General features: G+C 71.5%; 13 protein-coding genes and 1 pseudogene. 5 read left to right on the top strand and 9 right to left on the bottom strand.

Going from position 1 to position 15,582, the window contains the following annotated elements; genetic code table 11:
- Window positions 1–589, top strand: a 589-nt coding sequence (locus ACFY2Z_RS35270; RefSeq protein ID WP_390748077.1) for a CAP domain-containing protein, incomplete at its 5' end; no start/stop codon positions are given.
- A gap of 227 nt (window positions 590–816) precedes the next feature.
- Here ACFY2Z_RS35270 and ACFY2Z_RS35275 read toward each other — a convergent pair.
- Window positions 817–1,578 carry a phosphoglyceromutase gene (locus ACFY2Z_RS35275; RefSeq protein WP_390748078.1) on the bottom strand — a complete coding sequence of 254 codons (762 nt, stop codon included), beginning with the start codon at window positions 1,576–1,578 and terminating at the stop codon, window positions 817–819.
- Window positions 1,579–1,753: 175 nt separating this feature from the next.
- Between ACFY2Z_RS35275 and ACFY2Z_RS35280 the strand changes: the two genes are divergently transcribed.
- Window positions 1,754–3,022: an MDR family MFS transporter gene (locus ACFY2Z_RS35280; RefSeq protein ID WP_390748079.1), complete on the top strand. Its 1,269-nt coding sequence runs from the start codon at window positions 1,754–1,756 to the stop codon at window positions 3,020–3,022.
- 50 nt (window positions 3,023–3,072) lie between these two features.
- Here the strand turns inward: ACFY2Z_RS35280 and ACFY2Z_RS35285 are convergent.
- The 4 genes and pseudogenes from ACFY2Z_RS35285 to mshA form a co-directional block, all read right to left on the bottom strand.
- Window positions 3,073–3,165, bottom strand: a pseudogene (locus ACFY2Z_RS35285) (cupin); the annotation flags it as partial.
- Window positions 3,166–3,420: 255 nt separating this feature from the next.
- Window positions 3,421–5,097, bottom strand: a complete 1,677-nt coding sequence (locus ACFY2Z_RS35290; protein ID WP_390748136.1) for a glycosyl hydrolase family 28-related protein — start codon at window positions 5,095–5,097, stop codon at window positions 3,421–3,423.
- A 160-nt stretch (window positions 5,098–5,257) separates the two neighbouring features.
- Window positions 5,258–5,758, bottom strand: coding sequence for a YbjN domain-containing protein (locus ACFY2Z_RS35295; RefSeq protein ID WP_390748080.1), 501 nt, complete (start codon window positions 5,756–5,758; stop codon window positions 5,258–5,260).
- Window positions 5,759–5,781: 23 nt separating this feature from the next.
- Window positions 5,782–7,122: a D-inositol-3-phosphate glycosyltransferase gene (gene mshA, locus ACFY2Z_RS35300; protein WP_390748081.1), complete on the bottom strand. Its 1,341-nt coding sequence runs from the start codon at window positions 7,120–7,122 to the stop codon at window positions 5,782–5,784.
- A gap of 334 nt (window positions 7,123–7,456) precedes the next feature.
- Here mshA and ACFY2Z_RS35305 point away from each other — a divergent pair, with 334 nt between their 5' ends.
- From ACFY2Z_RS35305 to ACFY2Z_RS35315, 3 genes are all read left to right on the top strand, one after another.
- On the top strand, window positions 7,457–8,275 hold the full coding sequence (locus ACFY2Z_RS35305; RefSeq protein ID WP_390748082.1) for a class I SAM-dependent methyltransferase: 819 nt from the start codon (window positions 7,457–7,459) through the stop codon (window positions 8,273–8,275).
- A 337-nt stretch (window positions 8,276–8,612) separates the two neighbouring features.
- A complete protein-coding gene (locus ACFY2Z_RS35310; RefSeq protein ID WP_390748083.1) occupies window positions 8,613–9,713 on the top strand; it encodes an NlpC/P60 family protein in 1,101 nt (366 codons plus the stop codon).
- A gap of 270 nt (window positions 9,714–9,983) precedes the next feature.
- Window positions 9,984–11,303, top strand: a complete 1,320-nt coding sequence (locus tag ACFY2Z_RS35315) for a PP2C family protein-serine/threonine phosphatase (RefSeq protein WP_390748084.1) — start codon at window positions 9,984–9,986, stop codon at window positions 11,301–11,303.
- Between the two features lie 15 nt (window positions 11,304–11,318).
- Here ACFY2Z_RS35315 and ACFY2Z_RS35320 read toward each other — a convergent pair whose 3' ends face one another.
- From ACFY2Z_RS35320 to ACFY2Z_RS35335, 4 genes are all read right to left on the bottom strand, one after another.
- Window positions 11,319–11,654: a DUF2516 family protein gene (locus ACFY2Z_RS35320; protein WP_267971890.1), complete on the bottom strand. Its 336-nt coding sequence runs from the start codon at window positions 11,652–11,654 to the stop codon at window positions 11,319–11,321.
- A gap of 160 nt (window positions 11,655–11,814) precedes the next feature.
- Window positions 11,815–12,462 carry a hypothetical protein gene (locus ACFY2Z_RS35325; protein WP_390748085.1) on the bottom strand — a complete coding sequence of 216 codons (648 nt, stop codon included), beginning with the start codon at window positions 12,460–12,462 and terminating at the stop codon, window positions 11,815–11,817.
- A gap of 74 nt (window positions 12,463–12,536) precedes the next feature.
- A complete protein-coding gene (locus ACFY2Z_RS35330; RefSeq protein WP_390748086.1) occupies window positions 12,537–13,058 on the bottom strand; it encodes a helix-turn-helix domain-containing protein in 522 nt (173 codons plus the stop codon).
- A gap of 281 nt (window positions 13,059–13,339) precedes the next feature.
- Window positions 13,340–15,574: a phosphotransferase family protein gene (locus tag ACFY2Z_RS35335; RefSeq protein WP_390748087.1), complete on the bottom strand. Its 2,235-nt coding sequence runs from the start codon at window positions 15,572–15,574 to the stop codon at window positions 13,340–13,342.
- Window positions 15,575–15,582 lie beyond the last annotated feature (8 nt).

Below are 15,582 nucleotides of genomic sequence, written 5' to 3' on the forward strand. Positions count from 1 at the left end.
AACGAGCTTCGCTACTCGGAGAGTTGCGCGATGGCCGCCCCATGACCAGGGGCTATGCGGAGATCGCTGCTACACCACTCGGCGGGACACCATCGATGCGGCGGCTTGGTGGGCCAACGAGAAGCAGTACTACAACGCCGATCCAAACAAAAAGATCGATCCGGCCCATGCGGTCAACGACCCCAATCCTGCGAAAAGGACCAATTTTTACAGATGGGGCCACTACACGCAGATGGTGTGGTCATCCACCAAGGAGATCGGCTGTGGGATAAAGCAGGGTGCGCCCAAGCCCAACGGATGGTTTGTGGTGTGCCGGTACCGCTCCGCAGGCAACATCGTGGGACAGACCCCCTATCCGCCCGGACAAGCACCGCACCCTGCAGGGCGAATGGCAACGGTGGCCGGTGAGGATGTAGACGTTTACAACGTCAAGAATGAGCCGGACGGTGCCGGACGGGTGATCGGCATCCTGCGCGTCGGCCAACGAGTTGAGCTCGTGGGAAGCTGTAGGCCGGAATCCTGGTGCCAGGTCACCGGACGCAACGTCCCCGGTGGCAACGGCTGGGTTTGGGGGCACCTGCAGTTCTGAAGATCGGCGGAGTCTCAATGGGCAGGCTCAAGCTGCCTTGAGGGCACTCAGCAGCCGGTGTACTGATCACCGGTCTGCCTGACCAGCGAGACTGAAGGAGTCCACGGCTCTGACCAAGCACTGAGCACGGCCCGATCAACCGGCTGACGGCCCAGAGACGGCCCAGGGCAAGAGAAGAGCCCCCTGCCAGCGGAGAAACCGCAGGTAGGGGGCCTGTCTGTGGGCGCTTACTTCTTCTTGCCCTGGTTCTTGACCGCCTCGATCGCCGCCGCGGCCGCCTCCGGGTCGAGGTATGTGCCGCCGGGGGTGATCGGCTTGAAGTCGGCGTCCAGTTCGTAGGCGAGCGGGATGCCCGTCGGGATGTTCAGGCCCGCGATGTCGGCGTCCGAGATGCCGTCGAGGTGCTTGACCAGGGCCCGCAGGCTGTTGCCGTGGGCCGCGACCAGGACCGTGCGACCGGCCAGCAGGTCCGGGACGATGCCGTCGTACCAGTACGGCAGCATGCGGAGGACGACGTCCTTCAGGCACTCCGTCTTCGGGCGCAGCTCCGGCGGGATCGACGCGTAGCGCGCGTCGTTCGCCTGGGAGAACTCCGAGTCGTCCGCCAGCGGCGGCGGCGGGGTGTCGTAGGAGCGGCGCCAGAGCATGAACTGCTCCTCGCCGAACTCGGCCAGCGTCGCGGCCTTGTCCTTGCCCTGGAGGGCGCCGTAGTGGCGCTCGTTCAGGCGCCAGGAGCGGTGGACCGGGATCCAGTGGCGGTCGGCCGCCTCCAGCGCGAGCTGCGCGGTGCGGATCGCGCGCTTCTGGAGGGACGTGTGGACCACGTCGGGGAGCAGGCCGGCGTCCTTGAGCAGCTCACCGCCCCGGACCGCCTCCTTCTCGCCCTTCTCGTTCAGATTGACGTCCACCCAGCCGGTGAACAGGTTCTTCGCGTTCCACTCGCTCTCGCCGTGGCGGAGGAGGATCAGCTTGTACGGTGCGTCGGCCATGCCTCAGAGCGTAATCCACACATTCGTCGCCCTGCCCGCCTGCCCGGAGGGCGGACGGCCCGTCCCCCTCCCGTACGACAGTTGACGGCATCTGTTAATTGAGTGGCCGACCCGAACCCCACCCTCGTAAGTTGTGCCCACCGCTGGAGCCACTTACGTTCGTGGGGGATCGCACATGTCACTCGCCGCCCTGAGGCGTGCCGCCCGGGAGACCGTGTCCGGGCTTCCACGGGAGTTCTGGTGGCTGTGGACCAGCACACTCGTCAACCGGCTCGGCGCCTTCGTGGCCACCTTCATGGCCCTCTACCTCACCCTGGACCGCGGATACTCCGCCTCGTACGCCGGTCTCGTGGCCTCGCTGCACGGCCTCGGCGGCGTCGTCTCCTCCCTCGGCGCGGGGGTGATGGCCGACCGGCTGGGGCGGCGGCCGACCCTGCTCATCGCCCAGTCGTCCACGGCCCTGTCCGTCGCCCTGCTCGGCTTCATGCGCGACCCGGTCGCCCTCGCCGCCGTGGCCTTCGTCGTCGGCATGGCCGCCAACGCCTCCCGTCCGGCCGTGCAGGCGATGATGGCCGACATCGTCCGGCCCGAGGACCGGCTCCGCGCCTTCTCCCTCAACTACTGGGCGATCAACCTCGGCTTCGCCGTCTCCTCCATGGCCGCCGGGTTCATCGCCGAGTTCAGCTATCTCGCCGGGTTCCTGATCGAGGCGGGGATGACGATGATCTGCGCGATCGTCGTCTTCGTGAAGCTGCCCGAATCCAGGCCGGCGCCGCTCGCCGAGGAGGCCGGTGACGACGTGCGCCTCGGGACCGTGCTGCGCGACGGCCGTTTCATGAGCGTGGTCGGGCTGTCCTTCCTGGTCGCGCTGGTCTTCCAGCAGGGGTCCGTGGGCCTGCCGGTGGCGATGGGCCGGGCCGGGTTCACGCCCGCGGACTACGGCCTGGCGATCGCCGTCAACGGCGTGCTGATCGTCGCGCTCCAGATCCCGGTCACCCGGTTCATCGAGCACCGTGACCCGCGCCGGCTGCTGGTGGTCTCGTCCCTGCTCGCGGGCTACGGCTTCGGGCTGACCGCCTTCGCGGGGTCGATCGGCGCGTTCGCGCTGACGGTGTGCGTGTGGACGCTCGCGGAGATCGTCAACGCGCCCACGCAGACGGGTCTCGTCGTCCGGCTCTCCCCTGTACGCGGGCGCGGTCGGTACCAGGGCATGTACACCCTGTCGTGGTCCGTGGCCAGTCTGATCGCCCCGTTGATGTCCGGTGTGGTCATCGACCGGCTCGGCGCCGCATGGCTGTGGGCGCTGTGCGCGGTGGTCGGCACGGGCGCCGCGGCCGGGTACGGGGCGCTGATGCGCCGCCTTCCGGCGGAGGGGACGACGGCGGACAGGAAGACGACGGAGGCGGAGCCGGAGACGGCGGGCGCGGAGGTCGGCGCGGCCTGAGGGGACGCTCCCGCATGGGGGGGCAGCCCGTCAGAGCTCTGGCTCCCACGCCACTCGAAGCGTTCGACGCCCGGAGTGAGGACGATCAGGAGGTCGGCGTCCTGCCCGGGGGCGGCGGCGAAGGCGTGCGGCATACGCGGCGGCGCGCTCTCCGTGGACCCGCCGTTCGCGCGGCCCGAGACCGCCGCCCCGCTGCGCGCCGCCTTCGACGAGCTGCGCCTCGTCGTCACCTCGCTCGCCACCGCCGACGACGACCCGGGCGTGCTCACCGACACCGTCTGGAGCGGGCTGCACGGACCGCTCACGCTGATGCGCGGCGGCCGGCTGCGCCGTGACCGGCACGACCGCCGGCTCGCCCTGCTGATCGACCGCATCGGCCCGCCGCGGAGTGAGGAGGCCTACAGCTCCCGCTGCGCCTCGTAGAGGTTGCGCGGCCGGACCACGTCCGTCGTGCCGTACAGCTCCAGCCGGGAGTGCAGATCGCCCGTGAAGTCGGGCACGTCGATCTGGTCGAACTCCGTGACCTCGTTCAGGCCGACGGTCGCCGACCAGGGGGCCAGTCCGTCGAGCTTCATCAGACCGGCGCGGCCGTTGGTGACGCGGACGTTCCAGTGCGTGAAGCGGGCGCCGAAGAGCGGCCCGGCGGAGGCGTCCCCGCCGTGGCGGCCGTTGTTGTTCACCGTGATGTCCGTACGGACGTCGGCGAACGGCAGCCCGCGGTGCGAGTCGAACGTGCCCATCTGCATCTCCCCGCGCGACCAGACGTTGTACGAGGACAGGCCCTCCACGTTGATGCCGTGCAATTGGGTGTTCGCGGGGGCCGGGACCGTGCGCTGCTCGATGGTGAAGTCCTCGATCAGGTTGTCGTGCGAGCCCTCGCGGCAGAAGTACGGGTGGTGCGAGCCCCGGCCCGCCACGCGGGTGCGGCGCAGGGTGCAGGAGGAGGCGGCGACCAGGCCGAAGCCGTTGTCCACGTTCGTGACGACGACGTCGTCCGCCCAGCAGTCGTACGTGCACTGGAACACGACCCCGTTGTACCCCTTGTCGAGCAGGTGCGGGGACTGCGGGGTCTCGACCACCCGGAGGGTCAGGCCCTCCACGCCGGCGCCGGTCAGCGCCCGTACGTGCGTCGTCAGCCGCGGGTCCCACTCCGGGCGCACGTCGAGCGGCAGGGGTCGCTCGAACGTGACCTTCCGGCCCGCCACGCGCGCGATGCGCACGGGCCACTCATAGGGGACGTACGACGTCAGCTTGGTCTTGTCGTCCCAGTAGTACGCCTCCGGGCCCGGACCGCCGCCGGACATGTGCTCCAGGAGGGTGTGCCCGGCGTCGTCCGCGAGGCGGAGCAGGACGAGCTGACCGGGCCTCAGCCGCCGGGCGTCGGCGACCGTCACCGTCCAGGAGCCCTGCCGGGCCGGGGACACCGTGGTGAGCGTCTCCCACTCGTCGCGCTTGTTGCCGGTCCAGCCCTCGAAGGGCCACGCCTTCGCCCGGACGGCCGCGACCAGGGAGTCCCAACGGGCCGTCGGCGCCAGCCAGATCAGGCCGCCGGCCCAGGACCAGGAGGACTTGTCGCCGCCGTACCGGGAGCCGTAGACACCGATCAGCTCGGTGAGGTTCCTGGTCGCGTACAGCGTCGTACGGCCGCTGCCCGCGCCCCGCAGGACGACGTCGTCGTAGCCGAGGCGGATGAGGTCGTCGATGCGGAAGGTGCCGGGCGGGATGAGGACCGTGCCACCGCCGGCCCGTCCGGCAGCGGCGATGGCACGGTTGATCGCGGGTGCGCAGTCCGTCGTGCCGTCGGCCACGGCTCCGTACGCGGTCACATCGGCGACCACGGGGCGACGGGGGAAGCGCGCCGCCCCGCGGCGGTAGCCGGCCCGGCCGACGTAGGGGATCTGCGGGTGGGTGAAGGGGGTGCGGACGAACTCGCGCCACAGCGCGGGGACTTGGCCCTTCTGCGGGGCGGGTGGAGTGGGTGCGGCGGCCGTCGCCGTCGTTCCGGTCACGGCGACGGCCGCCACGGCGATGGCGCTGCCGAGCAGGCTCCGTCTGGTGATGTCCGCGTGCCCCATGCCCATGCCCGAACCGCCTTCCAAGGATCTCAGGAACGCCCAGAGAGGTGAATTTCCATGGATGTGAACGCTGTTCAGATTTGCGTTGGCAGTGAGCATGCCACGACGCCCGTTGACCGGGGAAGAGTCAATGCAGGATTGATTGGTACGGTCCAGATGGTCAGTCTTCGGAGCGTCGAGTCAGATGACTGAACGCGTCCAGGTTGCGCGTCGACTCCCCGCGCGCCACCCGCCAGGCGTACTCCTTGCGGATCGCGGAGGCGAACCCCAGTTCCAGAAGGGTGTTGAAACTGCCGTCCGCCGCCTCCAGGACCGAGCCGAGCAGCCGGTCCACCTCCTCGGGGGTGACCGCGGCGAGCGGCAGCCTGCCCGTCAGATAGATGTCGCCGAGCGGGTCGACGGCGTAACTCACGCCGTAGAGCTTGAGGTTGCGCTCCAGCAGCCAGCGATGGACCGCGGACTCGTTCTCGTCGGGGTGGCGGATCACAAAGGCGTTCAGAGACAGGGAGTGCCGGCCGACGATCAGCGAGACGGTCGTCGACAGCTTGCGCGTCCCGGGGAGCTTCACGACGTACGAGCCCGACTGCGGGCTCTCCCACTCCAGTTCGGCGTCCTTGAGGACCCCTTCGATGACCTGCGCCGCCTGCTGTTCCTCAGCCATGCGGGCAGCGTACGCGACGGGCGTCAGCCGTGGTGCGCGCGCACCCGGCGCCGGTGGGCCCCCATGGCCTCGGTGTACACCCCGGCCGTCGCCGAGGCCGCCGTGTCCCAGCCGAACGACCCGGCGTGCCGGGCCGCGGCCTCGCCCATCCGGGCGCACAGCTGCGGGTTGTCGGCGAAGTCGCGCAGTACGCGTGCGTACGCGGCGGGGTCGTGCCCCTGGACCAGGAATCCGGTCTCCCCGTCCCGGACGGCGACGGGCAGACCACCGACCGCGGCGGCCAGCACCGGCGTACCGGCCGCCTGCGCCTCGATGGCGACGAGCCCGAAGGACTCGCTGTACGACGGCATGACCAGGACGGAGGCGGCGCGGAACCAGTCGGCGAGCTGCTCCTGCCCGACGGGCGGCCGGAAACGCACCACGTCCGCTATGCCGAGCCGGGCGGCGAGCTTCTGCAGCCCCTCCGGCTTGGCGAGACCGCTGCCGCTGGGGCCGCCCACGATCGGCACGACGATGCGGGAACGCAGCTCGGGGCGGTCGTCGAGGAGGACGGCGACGGCGCGCAGCAGCACGTCGGGCGCCTTGAGGGGCTGGATGCGGCCCGCGAAGACGGGGATCAGCGCGTCCTGCGGAAGTCCGAGCCGGGCACGGGCGGCGGCACGGCCGTCGGCGGGCCGGAAGCGCTCCAGGTTGACACCCGGGTGGACGACGGCGACCTTGCCGGGGTCGGCCGCGTAGTGCCGGACGAGTTCGGCGGCCTCCTCGGCGGTGTTGGCGATGAGCCGGTCGGCGGCGGACACGATCTGGGTCTCGCCGATCACACGGGCGGCGGGTTCGGGGGCGTCACCCTCGGCGAGGGAGGCGTTCTTGACCTTGGCCATGGTGTGCATGGCGTGCACCAGCGGGGCGCCCCAACGCTGGGCGGCCAGCCAGCCGACATGGCCGGAGAGCCAGTAGTGGGAGTGCACGAGGTCGTAGTAGCCGGGGCGGTGGCCGGCCCAGGCCTGCATCACTCCGTGGGTGAAGGCGCACAGCTGGGCGGGCAGCTCCTCCTTGGCGAGCCCCTCGTAGGGGCCGGCGTCGACATGCCGGACGAGGACGCCGGGCGCCAGCTCGACGGTCGGCGGGAGGGCGGCCGTGGTGGCCCGGGTGAAGATCTCGACCTCGATGTTGATCGCGGCCAGCCGCTGGGCCAGCTCCACGATGTAGACGTTCATACCGCCGGCGTCGCCCGTGCCGGGCTGGTGGAGCGGCGAGGTGTGCACGGAGAGCATGGCGATACGCCGGGGCCTGCGGTGCGGCAGCCGCAGCCGGGAGGAAGCCGCCGGGGAGCGACGCCCGAGCCTGCTGACGTACTGGCTCACGTCGCGTTCCTCCTTGTTGCGTGCATGCCGTGTGCGAGGGACCGCACACCCTGCCAACGGTGCGAACGCCGACACGGGGCGCTCCATTTCCCCTGCGGGTGGTTTTACTGAATCATTACCGCTCTCCGATCAACCGTTCGATAGCCATATGGATGGGGCCGGGGGGGTCTCGCCGGCCCTGCGGTCGCGGGATCGGACGGGTGCCGGCCGTTCCGTTGCCCACAGGCCCCCCGCCACGTTGTCCACAGGCCCCCCGCCACGTTGTCCACAGGCCCCCCGCCACGTTGTCCACAGGCCGCCCGCCCTCCCCGCGCCGCCGCTTACTCTCGTACGCATGTCAACCCGCGCCGCGTCCCGCCCCGTGGGTACGGTGACGCGCGGGACCACCAATCCGAACCGGCTGCGCCGGATGGACCGCTGGATCGCCGCTGTCCACGGCGCCGAGCTCCGCCGTACGGCGGACCCGGTGGCCGTCGACCTCGGGTACGGGGCCGCCCCCTGGACCGCGGTCGAACTACTGCACCGCCTGCGCACCGCCGCGCCCCGCACCGAGGTGGTCGGGGTGGAGATCGAGCCCGCCCGGGTCGCGGCCGCGCGGCCGTATGCCCGCGAGGGCCTGGTCTTCCGGCACGGCGGCTTCGAGGTGCCGGTGCCCGGCCGCCCCTGCCTCATCCGCGCCGCCAACGTCCTGCGGCAGTACGAGGAGGGCGAGGTCGCCGCCGTCTGGGAGCGGCTGTGCGCCCGCCTGGCCCCCGCCGACCCGGCGACCGGCTCCCGCGGCGGGCTGCTCGTCGAGGGCACCTGCGACGAGATCGGCCGCCGCCATGTGTGGGTGGCCCTCGGCCCGGAGGGGCCGCGCACGGTCACCTTCGCCACCCGCCTCGGCTCCCTGGACCGCCCGTCCGACCTGGCCGAGCGGCTGCCGAAAGCGCTGATCCACCGCAATGTCCCGGGCGAGCCCGTGCACGCCTTCCTGCGCGACTTCGACAATGCCTGGGCCGCCGCCGCACCCTTCGCGTCCTACGGCGCGCGCCAGCGCTGGATACGCACGGTCCGCCGGCTGACGGCGGACTGGCCGGTGACCGACGGCCCGGCGCGCTGGCGCCAGGGCGAGGTCACGGTCGCCTGGGAAGCCCTGGCGCCTCGCGCGTGAATCCCTCCTGCATCTCCTGACCCCTCCTGACCTGCGGGGAACGATCTTCCGGCGTGCTTCGTCACATACGCGGCGGATTCGCCGTACGAGGGTGGCCGAGGGGGCAGGGAGATCACCGTGCGTGGGTGACGGAGGGGCGGGGACCGCCGTACGCGGGCGGCAGGAAACACGGCCGTAGGAGAGCGGCCACGGGGTAGGGAGATCGTCGTACCAAGTGCGGCAGGCGAGGGAGTTTTTTGTGCGGATAAGTCCCGCCTCTGTCGCTTTGCCCGCCGACATGGCACGATCCCCCAGACGCCGCAAGTTACTGACGGTAAACCAGATTTGGGGGCGAAGTATGGGATCCGGGAAGCGGACCCTGACCATGGCGGCCATCGCTCTGGTCTGCGCGGTCACCGTGCTGGGCGCACCGGGCGCCGCGTATGCGAACCCGGGCCCGGCCCCGACACCCACTCCGCCCGGCGGGTCGGCTCCGACAACCGGCGGGTCGACCCCGACCGACAAGGATCTCGAAGCGGTCCGCGGAAAGCTGGACACGCTGTACCACGACGCCGCGGTCGCCACGGACGCGTACAACGCGGCCGAGGAGCAGACCAAGCGGCAGTCGGCGCGGATCGTCGATCTGGCCCGAGAGATCGTCAGGGGCCAGGAGCGGCTGGACCAGTTGAAGGACCGCGCGGGTGCCGCGGCCCGCGCCCAGTACCGCGGCGGCGGGCTGCCGCCCGAGGTCAGGCTCTGGCTGAGCCACGACCCGCAGAAGTTCCTCGACGACGCGGGCACGATCCGTCAGGGCGAGCACGCGACCGAGGGACTGCTCGCGGAGATGACGCGCACCCAGGAGGACTTGAAGCAGTACGCGCGCGACGCCGCCGACCAGTGGAAGCAGCTCGAGGCCCACCGCAAGGCCAGGGCCGAGGCCAAGAAGAAGATCGAGAAGGAGATCACCGCCGCCGAGAAACTCCAGTCCGAGCTGAAGAAGCAGGAGCAGGAGCGGCTGCGGAAGCTGGAGGAGCAGGCCGCGAACCAGGCACAGACCGCCTGGCTCGACACCGGGATACTCAAGGACATCAGCACCGAGGCCTCCGCGGAGGGGCGCAAGGCCGTGCAGTTCGCGAGCGACCAGATCGGCAAGCCGTACGTATGGGGTGCCGAGGGTCCGAGGTCGTACGACTGCTCGGGGCTGACGTCCCAGGCCTGGGCGGCGGCGGGCACCGCCATCCCGCGCACCTCGCAGGAACAGTGGAAGCAGCTCAGGCACGTCGACATCAAGGACATGCGCCCCGGCGACCTGATCATCTACTTCCATGACGCCAGCCATGTGGCGATGTACGTCGGCAACGGCGCGATCATCCACGCACCGCGCCCCGGACGCACGGTGACGATCGCGGGCGCGGGCACGATGCCGATCCTCGGAGTCGTGCGCCCGGACGCGAAGTGAGGGCGGCCGGTCCGGCGTGACGCGCCCCACGTGACACGGCGCACGCCGCCGCTCGGCCCGCTCCCGCACCCGACGTGACTTTCGTCATCCCCGGCGCTGTCACCCCTGTCCAACTGCGGTAGGGGATGCGGCATATGACGGCGGCCCGATGCCCGGCACCACGCCGTCGGGCATTCCGCTGCGGCCTCGGCTACCGCTAAGGTCCCCGTCGGTGGGTCGAGGTCCCTCGCCCCGCCCGTGCCCTCGGGGGGAGGGAAGGAACCCAAGACGATGCCCGTACCCGTACCGCGGCAGAGAGCGATCCCGGCCGTGGAGAGTGGTCAGGCTCAAGCCGCGTCCCCGCCGGGGACCCAGGCCGCACCGGGGCCGCCCACCCGTACCAAGGCTCCGGCCGACACGCTCACCCTGCTGGTGATCGAGGACGATCCGGCCGGCGCGCCGATCGTGCCCGAGCTGCTCGACTCGGCGGGCCGCCCCATCCGGCTGCGCACCGCCCGCAACCTCACCGAGGCCGAGCGGCTGCTCACCGACGACGTCCACTGCATCCTGCTGGACCTCGCGCTGCCCGCTCCCGGCCGGGCCGACCGGGAGGACGACGAGCTGGCCGTGCTGCGGCACGTCCTCCGGCTCGCGCCCCGCCACGCCGTACTGGCGCTGACCGCGTCCGGTGACGCCGAGCGCGGCACCGAGGCCGTGCGCGTCGGCGCCCAGGACTATCTGTTCCGCGACGAGCTCGACGGACGTCTGCTGAGCCGCGCGATCCGCTACGCGGTGGAACGCAAGCGGTCCGACACGGCCGAGCGACGGCTGACGGAGTCCAGGCTGCGGGCGCAGGAGAACGCGCGTCTGGAGCGCGGTCTGCTGCCCACCCCGCTGCTGGACGGCTCCTCGCTGCGCTTCGCGGCCCGCTACCGCCCCGGCCGCTCGCGCGCGCTGCTCGGCGGTGACTTCTACGACACGGTGCGTACGCCGGACGGCACGGTGCACGCGATGATCGGCGACGTCTGCGGGCACGGCCCGGACGAGGCCGCGCTCGGCGTGGAGCTGCGTATCGCCTGGCGTGCGCTGACGCTGGCCGGTCTGTGCGGCGACGAGCTGCTGTCCACGCTTCAGCAGGTCCTGGAGCACGAGCGGCAGAACGAGGAGATCTTCGCGACGCTGTGCACGGTGGACATCGCGCCGGACGGCCGCAGCGCCGGGCTGTGCCTGGCCGGCCACCCGGCCCCGCTGATCGCACGCCCGGGCCTCTCCCGCGCCCTCGGCGGGACGCCCACGGCCGAGCTGCTGCCGTACGTCAACAACGGCCCCGCGCTCGGTCTGCTGCCGCGCGCCCGCTGGCCGCGGACGCAGGTCGAGCTGGGCTCCGCCTGGAGCCTGATGCTCTACACGGACGGGCTCATCGAGGGGCGCGTCGGCGAGGGCCGGGAGCGCCTCGGCCAGGACGGCATGGTGGAACTGGTCCGTCGCCGGCTGGCCGAGGGCCTGGCCGGCGAGGCGCTGCTGCGGGCGACGGTCAGCGAGGTCCGCGACCTCAACGGCGGAGAGCTGACGGACGACGTGGCGGTCGTCCTGCTCGACCGCGTGCCGTGACCCCGGGCGGGTCGGCTACCGCCCGCCGTTGTACGGACCGTAGGGTCCGTCGCTGCTGCTTCCGCGGCGGCGACGGCCCCAGCCACCGCCCGAGACCTGCCTGAGCGCGGGCCGGACGTCCACGAAGAACACGATCGTGGCGACCAGGCCGGCGAGCTGGAGGAAGAGCATCGGCACCAGCAGGTTCACGGCGACCGCGATACCGAGGATGATCAGCCAGAAGCCCTTGTTCTGCTTGTCGGCGGCGCGATAGGCGTCGTCGCGGTACAACGCGGCCATCGCCAGTGCCACCACGGCGAGCACCAGCATGGCGAGATAGAGCAGCGACAAGAAGCCGCCGAATGCCGTCATCAGCACAATGCCCACCGCCCGGGTCGAGTCCTCTGTACGGCCACCGTACCCGCCCGCGGCCGCCGTGTATCCGTAGAACGGGCCGGGCACCCACGAAGTGCCCGGCCCGCCCTCGGTCTCGCGACGTAGCGCGCGACCGGTCATACGGTGCTTGCTCGGCCTACTTGGCCGGCGGGGTGGTCTTCTTCGCCACCGGCTTGCGGACCGGCGCCGACTTCTTCGGCGCGTTCTTCTTGTCGTCAGCGGGCTCGGCCTTGGCCTCGGCCGGCTTCTGCTCGTCCTTGACCTCGACGGGCTCCGGCCTGCCCTCGACGGCGACCGCGAGGTCCTCGATCTCGTCGGCGGCCTCGCCGCGCCAGGTCTTCACGGCCTGCTCGCCGTGCTCGGCGACCTTCTCGTAGGTCTCACGGGCCCGGACCGCGTACTCGGCGGCGACGCCGACGCCGCGCAGGGCGATGTCCTGGGCGGTCTCGCCGAGCTTCTTCAGGTCGGCGTCGAGAGTGGTCCCGAACTTCTTGAGGTCCGAGTCGAGCGAGTTCAGGAACTCGCCGACCCGCGCCTGGATTGTCTCCTGCGTCACCTTCACCCGGGCACCGGCCTCCTTGGCGCGGGCCGCGGCCCGCTCCTGGACCGCCTTCGGGTCGGTGTTGCGCACCGCATCGATACGGGCCGGGGCCTCGGTGCGCAGCTGCTCGACCAGGCCGGGGACCTTCCTGGCCTGCTGGATGGCCAGGTCGGCGGTGCCGGCGGCGAAGTAGAGCGGGGTCGGGTCGCTGAGGGTCTTGCGCAGGTCGTCGGTGATGGCCATGGGAACGGTCCTCCCGGTTCGGCTTTCGACTGAGGGTTTTGGGTGGTCCGCCGGTCGCGTCCGGGTCGTCCCGGTCATGCCGGCCGGCCCGGTCGACGGCTGGTGCGCCGCGGACCGGCATCGCTGTCGTCGGCCGTGCGGGGGCCGGGGGTGTCGGCGTCCTGGACGTCGTCCGTCTCCAAAGCCTTCGGGGCCGCCCGGCTGTCCTCGTCCGCCGTGCCCGACTGGGCGATCTCGACTCCGTTCTCCTTGCGGAAGGACTCGTAGATCTGGAGCAGCACCTGCTTCTGCCGCTCGGTGAGCGCGGGATCGGCGAGGATGACGGCGCGCGTCGCGCCTTCCGGCCGGCACTCCCCCCGGTCCCGCTCGGCGTCGAGAATGCCGGCCCGCACGTACAGCGTCTCGGCGGAGATCCGCAGCGCCTTGGCGACCTGCTGCAGCACCTCCGCGCTCGGCTTGCGCAGCCCGCGCTCGATCTGGCTCAGATACGGATTGGACACCCCGGCGGCTTCGGCGAGCTGCCTGAGCGACAGCTGCGCATTGCGCCGCTGTTCGCGCAGATACTCACCGAGGTTGCCGACGTTGAGCGATGCCATGCCTCCACTGTGCCCCACTCGCGCTAACAATTGCAAGCACACCGCTTGCAAAAGTGCGCCGCGCCGCGAACGGCGGCTGCCGCGTGGCGACTCGGCGCAGGCCGGGGGCGACGTGCACCGCGCGGTCGACAGGCGAGGGCATCATGTGCCCGGTCGGTCCGACCGCCGCCCGGCCGACGGGACCCGTCAGGTGTCCACCGTGACCGCCCCGGCCCGGTGACCGCCGCGTGGCAGGGTGCGAACCAGGTACAGTCCGACCGCCGCCCGGCCGACGGGACCCGTCAGGTGTCCACAGTGACCGCCCCGGCCCGGTGACCGCCGCGTGGCAGGGTGCGAACCAGGTACGGGCTGACCGTGGATCGGTCCGGCAGGCCCAGTGCGGCCGTGGCCTCCACCAGCGTCATCGCGTAGGCGTCCACCGCCCGGCGTACGTTCGGGGCCTCCAGGCTGTCGCCCGTCACCAGCCGGTCGAGGTCCACATACGCGGAGCGGATGATCTCGATCCACCGGTACACCCGCCAGTCCTCCCGCCAGCCCTTGGTGCAGTCGTCCGGCAGACGTTGCGACCAGCGGTCCAGCAGCCGTCGGCGGATGTCCGGGCGGGTGGGCGTCAGATGCATATGGCGGACCAGGTCGTACAGCGGGTCCCCGATCATGGCCATCTCCCAGTCGATGAGGGTGAGGCCGCCGTCCGCACGGCGTACGAGGTTCCAGGGGTTGAGGTCGCCGTGCAGTAGCACCGACCGGCGCGGGGCGAGGATGTGGCGGGTGAGGATCTCGTCCAGCCGGACACGGTCCGGGAGTCCCAGTTCCCGGGCCAGGTAACTGGTGTCCTTGGGCAGTTCGCCGACCATGCGGACCAGCTCGGCCCGCAGCCAGGAGTAGAAGTCCACGTCTCCCAAGACGGGGGCGACCCGGTCGCAGGGGACGTGCGTCAGTTCGACGAGCTGATCGACGAGGTCGTCCGCCTCGTGCGGCAGCAGTCCGTACTCGGGGTGGGCGGGCGGCCGGATGCCGTCGGCCGGCCCCTCGTAGGTGTGGATGGTGAACTGCTCGCGCAGCCCGCTGGTGCCCAGCGCCAGGACCCGCGGCGCGTGCACCCGGACCCCGGTCTGTTCGATCGCGCCCAGCACCACGTGCTCGTTGAGGAAGCGCCGTTCGAGCGGGTTCGACGACCCCGCCCTCCGGCGCACCATCACCGGGAAGGCGACGCCCGCCACCCGTACCGCCGTGTTGAGGTGGGCCGTGCCCTTGAACACGCGGTCCGCCGGCGCGGCCCCTTCCTCGAACAGCGCCTGGCTGACGGCCCAGGGCGGGAAGTCGGGGCGGACGGGAACCCGCCGGTCGTGGTCCCAGACGATCTGGGGCATGGTGCGCTCCCGGCCGGGCCGGACCCCGTGGGACTCGTTCCATCTGAAGAGGATGCGCTCGATCGCCCGCTCGTCCGGTACGTGCCTCAGACGCAGCGGCTCCTGCGCCGCCAGCAGCGCCCGGTGCACCGCCTGGGTGGCGGCGTCCAGGTCCCGCTGGTCGTAGCAGTCGCCGAGCGACTCGGCGGCGCGCATCACGTCCGGATAGACGGACTGGGCGCGCTCGAAGGCCAGATAGTGCCCCAGGTCCCGGTCGAGACCGTGGACGGCGCCGCTGCGCCGCTCCCCCATGACGGTGCGCCATGCCTCGACGGCCTCCTCCCACTGGTGGCTCGGGTACCGCATGCGCACCAGATGGGTGGCGAGGTCGTGCAGGGGGTCGCCGTAGGTCGCGAGCTCCCAGTCGACGCAGATCAGCGGCGGATCACCGTGGGAGGACACGATGACGTTGTCCCGGTGCAGATCGGTGTGCAGGAGGCTGAAGGGGCGGCTGATGAGCGCGGGCACCCGTTCCGCGAAGCGGACCATGGCGTCCTCGGGGATGCCCAGCATCACGAACAGACCGCCGAACCTGGCCCAGTTGCGCACTCTGATCTGCTCCTCCGCCGCGAGGGCGAGGGCGCGCAGAAAGGCCCTGCCGTCCCGGCCGGCCCGCGGCCAGGACGCGGGCAGCGGCGGCAGATGCCGTCGCCGTACCTGGGTCATGTCCGCGAGCAGACCGGCCAGGGCGGTGATGTGGCCGGGGTCCAGCGGGGTGCCGTCGGGGCGGATGCTCGACAGGGGGACGCCCTCGACGTGGCTGAGGACCACGGTGTCCCGGTGCTTGGCCAGACACCGTGGAACGTGCGGCAGTACGGCCCCGATCGCGTCGAGGATCTCCGACTCGTCCTGCCAGGTCCTGATGACCGCGGGCAGCGCGGACGGGATCCGCTGCCGCACCGTGACCGTCGCCCCGGCCTCCGCCGCCACGAGGGCGGCGTCCCGCTCGGTCAGCGGCCTCACCCGGTAGTGCAGGTGGTGGTGGCCCCGTTCGAAGGCCCCCAGCGCCCGGGCGTAGCGCAGAAACCTCCCGAACGCGACGTCCGCCGGCCGCCGGAAAGCGCGGTGGTCAGGCACTGGCGGACCGCCCAACAATGACTCCTGCATGACTGTGC

The organism is Streptomyces sp. NPDC001222 (genome assembly GCF_042896945.1).
Lineage (GTDB): Bacteria > Actinomycetota > Actinomycetes > Streptomycetales > Streptomycetaceae > Streptomyces > Streptomyces gibsoniae.